The following is a 6,621-nucleotide window of genomic DNA, read 5'->3' as shown; positions in this document are numbered from 1 at the left end:
CGCTCGCAGGAGTTCCGCAAGTGCATCGAGTGCTTCCTGTGCCAGAACACCTGCCACGTGATCCGGGACCACGAGGAGAACAAGGAGAACTTCTCCGGTCCGCGGTTCCTGATGCGGATCGCCGAGCTGGACATGCACCCGCTGGACGCCGCCGACCGCAAGGACGCGGCCCAGGAGCAGCACGGCCTCGGCTTCTGCAACATCACCAAGTGCTGCACCGAGGTCTGCCCCGAACACATCAAGATCACCGACAACGCGCTGATCCCGATGAAGGAACGGGTCGCCGACCGCAAGTACGACCCGCTGGTCTGGCTCGGCAACAAGATCCGCCGCCGCGCCTGACCCCGCCGTACGACCGCAGTACCACCGCAGTACGCCGAGCCCCTGGCCCATCCGGAGCCAGGGGCTCGCCGTTTGTGCCCAACCCTCCAGGTCAGGGGGCAACCCCTCGCGTGGGGGAGCCGCCCGGCCGCGCCCGGCGCCTAGGGTTCGGGGCATGGACGTGTTGCGGCTGACCAACCTGGTCCTGTTCATGGTGATCTTCGTGCCGATCGCGCAGCGGCTGCTCGGGGTGCGGTTCGGGTTCGGGCGGCTGACGGTCGGTGCGCTGATCACGCTGAGCGTTTCCGGGCCGCTGGCGGTGGCGATGGTCGGTACGGCGTCGTGGACCGGGTCGATGGGTGCCGCGGTCGCGTACATGGTGCTGATCGCGGTGGTCTCGATGCTCGCGGGGCTGGTGTTCCTGGTACTCGCGGAGGCGCTGGTGCCGACGGGTTCGTTGCCGCGGGCACGCGATCTGCGGCGCGACCTCAGCGGTCGGATCGCGCGCACCCGGCGGTACCTGCAGATCCTCCGGATCGCGATCAAGCACGGCCTCGGCCCGTACCTGCGCGGTCGCCGCCGCCCCGGCCGCGAGAACGCCGCCGGCCAGGCGGAACTCGCCCGCTCCCTCCGGCTCGCCCTCGACGAGGCCGGCGTCACGTTCGTCAAGCTCGGCCAGGTCCTCTCCACCCGCAGCGACATCATCCCGCCCTCGGTCGCCACCGAACTGAGCCGCCTCCAGGACCAGGTCACGCCCGCTCCCTGGCCAGGGATCGAACAGGTCCTCACCGAGGAACTAGGCGCCCCGCTCAACCACCTGTACGCCGCCTTCGACACCACACCACTGGCCGCCGCCTCCGTCGCCCAGGTCTACACCGCCAGGCTGCTCGACGATTCCGACGTGGTGGTGAAGGTGCAGCGGCCGGGGATCGCGGGGTTGGTGGATCGGGATCTCGATATCGTGCGACGGCTGGCGCGGCTGCTGGAACGGAATACCGACTGGGGGCGTGCGATGGGTGTCCGGGCGCTCGCCGACGGGTTCGCGGACGCGATGCGCGAGGAGCTCGACTTCACCGTCGAGGCCGGCAACATGACCACCGTCGCGGCCGGCCGTTCCATTGCTGCCAGCAACGACCTCGTCGTACCGCGGCTCTATCCGGAACGCAGTACCCGCCGTGTCCTCACCATGCAGCGCCTCGACGGCATCGGCCTGGGCAACGCCCAGCGGGCGATCGCCGACCGTGGCCTGGACCCGGCCCGTCTCGGCCGGACGCTGTTCAACTGCCTGCTCGGGCAGGTGGCGATCGACGGCGTCTTCCACGCGGACCCGCACCCGGGCAACTTCCTGCTGCTCACCGACGGCCGGATCGGCATGCTCGACCTCGGCTCGGTCGGCCGCCTCGACCCGGCCACCCGCGAGGCGCTGCAACGGTTTCTGCTCGCCATCGACCACGGCGACCCGGTAGCGGCCACCGACGCGCTGCTCGAGATCGTCTACCGCCCCGACGTGATCGACGAACGTTCCCTGGAACGCGCCGTCGGCCAGTTCATGACGAAGTACCTGGGCGCGGGTGTCACGCTCGGCCCGGCGATGTTCAACGACCTGTTCAAGATCATCATCTCGCACGAACTCGGCGTACCGCCGGAGGTCGCCGCCGTCTTCCGGGCGCTGGCCACCATCGAGGGCACGATCTCCCGGATCTCCCCCGGCTTCGACCTGGTCGCGGCGTCACGCCAGTTCGCCGGTGCGCACGTCATCGACCGGCTCGCCCCGGACTCGCTCCGCCGGACCGCGACCGAAGAACTCGCCCAACTGCTCCCGATGCTGCGCCGCCTCCCGCGCCGGATCGACCGGATCGCCGCTGCCGCGGAGAGCGGCCGGCTCGGCGTCAACGTCCGGCTGCTCGCCGACGAACGCGACCGCCGGCACGTCACCGCACTCCTCCACCAGGTCCTGCTCGTGATCCTCGGCGCGACCGCGGGCATCATGGCGGTACTCCTGCTCGGCACCTCCGGCGGCCCGAGGATCACCGCGACGATGTCGCTGTACCAGCTGTTCGGCTACAACCTGCTGGTGATCTGCGCGGTCCTGGTACTGCGCGTCCTGGTGCTGATCTTCCGGCTCCCGGGCAATCGCTTGACTTGAACCTCACTTGAACTTCGACGATAGCGGGCATGACCGTCACCGAGGCCCGCGCCAAGCTCTTCACCGGACAGCATCTCCCGCTGGTGCTCGGGGTGATCGGCCTGGTCACGCTCGGCGCGTTCGAGAACCGCGCGGTCGGTACGGCGCTGCCGACGATGGTCCGCGAGTTCGACGCGCTCGGCAGCTTCGGGCTCGCGAACGCGGCCCCGAACGCCAGCTACCTGATCTCGCTCGCGGTCGCCGGCCTCTGGTCCGACCGCCGCGGCCCGATCCCGACGCTGCGGGCCGGCGCGATCTCGTTCGCCCTCGCCCAGCTGCTCGTCGGTACGGCGGCCGCGATGCCGATGGTGATCGCCGGCCGGCTGCTCAGCGGTCTCGCGGAGGCCCTGCTCGACGTATCGCTGATGGTGCTGGTCGCGCGGGCGTTGCCCGCCGTACTGCGGCCGCGGATGTTCTCGTTGTTCGCCGCGATGTGGATCCTGCCGTCGGTACTCGGGCCGGTGCTGACCGGTGTCGTCACGGAACAGTTCGGCTGGCGCTGGGTCTTCCTCGGCGCGGTCGCATTACTCGTCCCGAGCTGGCTCCTGCTCCGCCCGGCGATGCGCCAGTCCGCCGACGTACCGGCACCGGAACGCACGGCCGTGGACGCCGCCGAGCTGGAGGCCTGGCGTGCCGCACTCCCCTGGGCATTCGCCGCATCGGTCGCACTGTTCTCGATGACCGTCGCGGGCGACCACCTCGAGGCGCATCCGGTGCTTGCCGGTACGGCGGTACTCGTCGCGCTCGCGGTCCTCGGACGGTCGGCCGTACGCGTGATGCCCGCGGGCACGTTCACCGCGCGCCGGGGATTCCCTGCCGTGGTCGCGGTCCGCGCACTCGGCGGCGCCGCCTTCGCCGGGGTCGGCGCGTACCTTCCGCTGCTGCTGACGTTGCAGCACGCCTTCAGTCCGTCGAAGGCAGGCGTCACGTTGTCGATCACCGGGGTGTTCTGGGCGTTCGGCTCGTGGTTGCAGGGCCGGGAGCACGGGTTCGCGAGGGTCGCCGTGCTGCGGACCGGGCTGGCGTTCATGACGCTCGGCCTGGCGGTGACCTCGCTGCTCGCCTGGACCAGTTCGACACCATGGCTCGGCCTGACCGGCTGGGGGTTCGCAGGCGTCGGGATGGGCCTGAGCTCGTCCAGCCTGTCGGTCCTGACCCTGGACCTCTCGGACCAGAACAACTCCGGCCGCAACTCCAGCGCCGGCCAGATGGCAGCCACGATGAGCATCGCCACCGCCCTCGCGATCAGCGGCACCCTCCTCGCCTTCAACGCCGACAACCCACAACCGTGGGTCTTCGGAGCGATCATCACGGCCGGAGCGGCCGCCGCTGCCGCGGGCCTGCTGACCACCACCCGCATAGGTCTAGAGTGAACGCATGGCTGACCTCTTGACCGACGACCAGATCGATCTCGCGCTGCGCGACCACCTGCCGAGCTGGAAGGTCGTGGACGGCGAGCTGGTCCGGAGCGTCACGCGGGACACCTTCCTGGACGGGATCCGGCTGGTGGCGACCGTCGCGCAGCTCGCCGAGTCGATGAACCACCACCCGGACATCGACATCCGGTGGACCACGATCACCTTCCGGGTCAGCAGCCACGAGGCCGGCGGGATCACCGAGGACGACCTGGTCCTCGCGCGGCACATCGACACCGCCGCCGGCTGACCTGTTCACGTCATGGCGCTTGTCGGCCAGGACAAGCGCTGGTTCGAGGTGCCCGGATCCCCTTACATCTAAGGGATGACCTCACGCCGCCTCGCGATCACCAGCGCCCTGACCGCCCTCCTCACCTTGCTGCCCACGTACGCGAACGCCGCGGACCCCGGCTGGTCCTGGAACCGGCCGCACTGCGGAAAGGTCTACGGCGACGGCTCGGTGACCTTCACCGACACCGACGGCCAGGTGCTGGCGAGCACGACCGGCACGCTGCAGGCCGTCACGTACGCGAAGGTCGCCGCGCTGCCGGAACCCAACACGCTGATCAGCATCGGCCAACGCTCGATCCAGCGTTCCAGCGACGCCGGTTGCAGCTGGCAGCTACTCGACAAATCGCCGGACGACCTCAGCACGTACGACGTCCAGCCGGGGCCGGGCGATTCGGCGTACATCTACAGCGTCAACGACCAGCCGATCCACCGGGTGCACGGTGCGCAGGTCAGTACGGTCCTCGGACCGGTCGAGTGGAGCGGCCTCGCCGCGCTCGATGCACGCGCCGGGCGGCTGCGGGTGGTGTCGACCGACGGGCAGATCTACGACTCCACCGACGACGGCGCGAGCTGGCAGCGGGTCGGCGTACCGGCGGCGCGGGATCTGTTCCTGTACGACGCGGTGGTGGATCCGCGGAACCCCGACCACATCGTCATCGGGGTGATGTCGGACGGCGTCTACGTGACGTACGACGGCGGCCGGAGCTGGACGCGGTCGCGGGCGGTCGAACGGATGAACGCGTTCAGCCTGGCGATCTCGCCGGCGGATCCGTCGAAGGTGTGGCTGGAAGGGTACGACCGGGATCGCTCGACCCGGTTCATCTGGCAGTCCGACGACGGCGGAGGCAAGTTCCGCGAGGTCCTCGACCAGTCGCGCGCCGACCTGATCAACGGCAACCGCATGTGGGCCTCCCCGGTCGACCCCGACCTCCTGTACTTCAGCTACGGCACGTCCTTCGCCAACTTCGGCGCCGACCTCTACCGCTTCGTCCCGTCCACCGGAGCCCTCACCAAACACCACAACCGCAACGACGGCATCCCCTCCCTCGCCTTCAACCCCGCCAACCCCAAAATCCTTTACCTCGGGCTGGCCGAAGAGCGGTGACGGCGTACCGAAGGACGGGTAGTGCGGGGTTCGCACCTAGTGCACCTGAGCGCGACCGCCGTCGCGCGTACGGCGTCTCAGCCGAGTACTACCCGTTCTTCGGTACGGCCCGCACCCCGATCAGCACTCCCTCGGTGTCGCGGAGGTAGCTGAGGCGGCCGGCGCCCGGTAGTTCCTGGATCTCACCGACCGGTGTGCCGCCCGCGCCCCGGGCCGCCTGCAGCGTTGCCTCGAGGTCGTCGACCTCGATCCAGGCGATGGTCTGTTGCGACTGGTAGCGGTTGCTCATGATCGCGCCGTCGATGCCGTCGCCCGGCCCGGTCTCGACCAACAGGTAGCCGTCCGCCACGCCCGACGGCGTGCGCTGCCACCCGAACACCTTCGCGTAGAAGTCCGCCGCCCGATCGTGGTCCTCGGCAACTATCTCGACATGAATGATTCGTCCCATACCCCCGATCCTGCCGACACAGCGTCTACTCGTCTTGGACGGATCTTCCATGCATCAGCGCCGCGATCCCGTTCTGCACCGCGAGGAACGTTGTCGCGCTCACCCCGGTGTACCGCTTGAAGTCGCGTGCCGCGTGCGCCTGGTCGTAGTACCCGTGCAGCGCGGACAACGTCGCGGCCGCATCCGCCGGTCCACCGAGCAGCCCGCCGACGAAGTCGTAGTACCGGATGATCTCGGCGTACTGCTTCGGCCCGATCCCGACGCTCCGCCTGAACAGCCGGTACAGGGTGCTGTACGACGTCCCGCACCGCCGCACGACCTCCGCCACCGCCACCCGCCCCCGCAACTCGTCGATCGCCCGCACCGCCTCCACGACAACCTGCGGTACCTCGACGCCGGTCAACCGGGCCGCCAGGAACCCCGCGAGCCGCTCAGCCCGCTCAGCCCCGAACGGCACCGCCCGCAGCTCCCCCACCAACCCGCCGACCCAGTCGCCCACCTCGCGTACGTCGTCCACCAACGGCGGCAACCCGAACGCGGCCAGCCCCCACGGCGCGAACTCGACCCCGACGTAACTCGACGTACCGACCTGCCCGAGCACGTTCGGCCGCGTCATCACCCCGAACACCGACGCCGCGTTCACCCACTCGGCCCGGGTCAACGGATCGTGCCGCGTCCCCGGATCCGCCAGCGCTATCGCCAGCCCCGGCCGCCCGTTCGGGATCAGGATTTCCCGCCGTACCTCGGCCAACGGCGGCGACTCCACCATCCACACATGCCCGACCACACCCCGCAACCGCTCCGGCACCGCAAACCGCTGGTAGCTCACGTCCCCGATCGTAAGGTTCTGCGTGGA

The 6,621-nt window shown here is 69.7% G+C and carries 7 protein-coding genes; 5 read left to right on the top strand and 2 right to left on the bottom strand.

Features of this window, described 5'->3' with window-relative positions; genetic code table 11:
* The 5 genes from VFF46_RS27555 to VFF46_RS27535 form a co-directional block, all read left to right on the top strand.
* Positions 1–342: 4Fe-4S dicluster domain-containing protein (locus tag VFF46_RS27555; RefSeq protein ID WP_325040133.1), on the top strand; the 342-nt coding region annotated here is incomplete at its 5' end.
* A gap of 154 nt (positions 343–496) precedes the next feature.
* Positions 497–2,467 carry an ABC1 kinase family protein gene (locus VFF46_RS27550; RefSeq protein WP_325040132.1) on the top strand — a complete coding sequence of 657 codons (1,971 nt, stop codon included), beginning with the start codon at positions 497–499 and terminating at the stop codon, positions 2,465–2,467.
* Positions 2,468–2,496: 29 nt separating this feature from the next.
* Positions 2,497–3,879 (top strand): MFS transporter, encoded by a 1,383-nt coding sequence (locus VFF46_RS27545; protein WP_325040131.1) that lies wholly within the window; start codon positions 2,497–2,499, stop codon positions 3,877–3,879.
* A gap of 4 nt (positions 3,880–3,883) precedes the next feature.
* Positions 3,884–4,171 carry a 4a-hydroxytetrahydrobiopterin dehydratase gene (locus tag VFF46_RS27540; RefSeq protein ID WP_325040130.1) on the top strand — a complete coding sequence of 96 codons (288 nt, stop codon included), beginning with the start codon at positions 3,884–3,886 and terminating at the stop codon, positions 4,169–4,171.
* Positions 4,172–4,246: 75 nt separating this feature from the next.
* Complete coding sequence (locus VFF46_RS27535) at positions 4,247–5,317, top strand: VPS10 domain-containing protein (RefSeq protein WP_325040129.1); 1,071 nt, start codon at positions 4,247–4,249, stop codon at positions 5,315–5,317.
* A gap of 88 nt (positions 5,318–5,405) precedes the next feature.
* Here VFF46_RS27535 and VFF46_RS27530 read toward each other — a convergent pair whose 3' ends face one another.
* A complete protein-coding gene (locus VFF46_RS27530) occupies positions 5,406–5,765 on the bottom strand; it encodes a VOC family protein (protein WP_325040128.1) in 360 nt (119 codons plus the stop codon).
* A gap of 25 nt (positions 5,766–5,790) precedes the next feature.
* A complete protein-coding gene (locus VFF46_RS27525; protein WP_325040127.1) occupies positions 5,791–6,594 on the bottom strand; it encodes an AraC family transcriptional regulator in 804 nt (267 codons plus the stop codon).
* Positions 6,595–6,621: the final 27 nt, after the last annotated feature.

This window comes from Kribbella sp., assembly GCF_035655035.1.
GTDB lineage: Bacteria > Actinomycetota > Actinomycetes > Propionibacteriales > Kribbellaceae > Kribbella.
This window is presented reverse-complemented; position numbering and strand designations above follow the sequence as displayed.

What these genes read in the sequence shown, in the direction of transcription:
- VFF46_RS27550 (WP_325040132.1), top strand. Translation starts at nt 497, where the DNA reads ATGGACGTGTTGCGGCTGACCAACCTGGTCCTGTTCATGGTGATCTTC.
- VFF46_RS27535 (WP_325040129.1), top strand. Translation starts at nt 4,247, where the DNA reads ATGACCTCACGCCGCCTCGCGATCACCAGCGCCCTGACCGCCCTCCTC.
- VFF46_RS27540 (WP_325040130.1), top strand. Translation starts at nt 3,884, where the DNA reads ATGGCTGACCTCTTGACCGACGACCAGATCGATCTCGCGCTGCGCGAC.
- VFF46_RS27545 (WP_325040131.1), top strand. Translation starts at nt 2,497, where the DNA reads ATGACCGTCACCGAGGCCCGCGCCAAGCTCTTCACCGGACAGCATCTC.
- VFF46_RS27530 (WP_325040128.1), bottom strand. Translation starts at nt 5,765, where the DNA reads ATGGGACGAATCATTCATGTCGAGATAGTTGCCGAGGACCACGATCGG.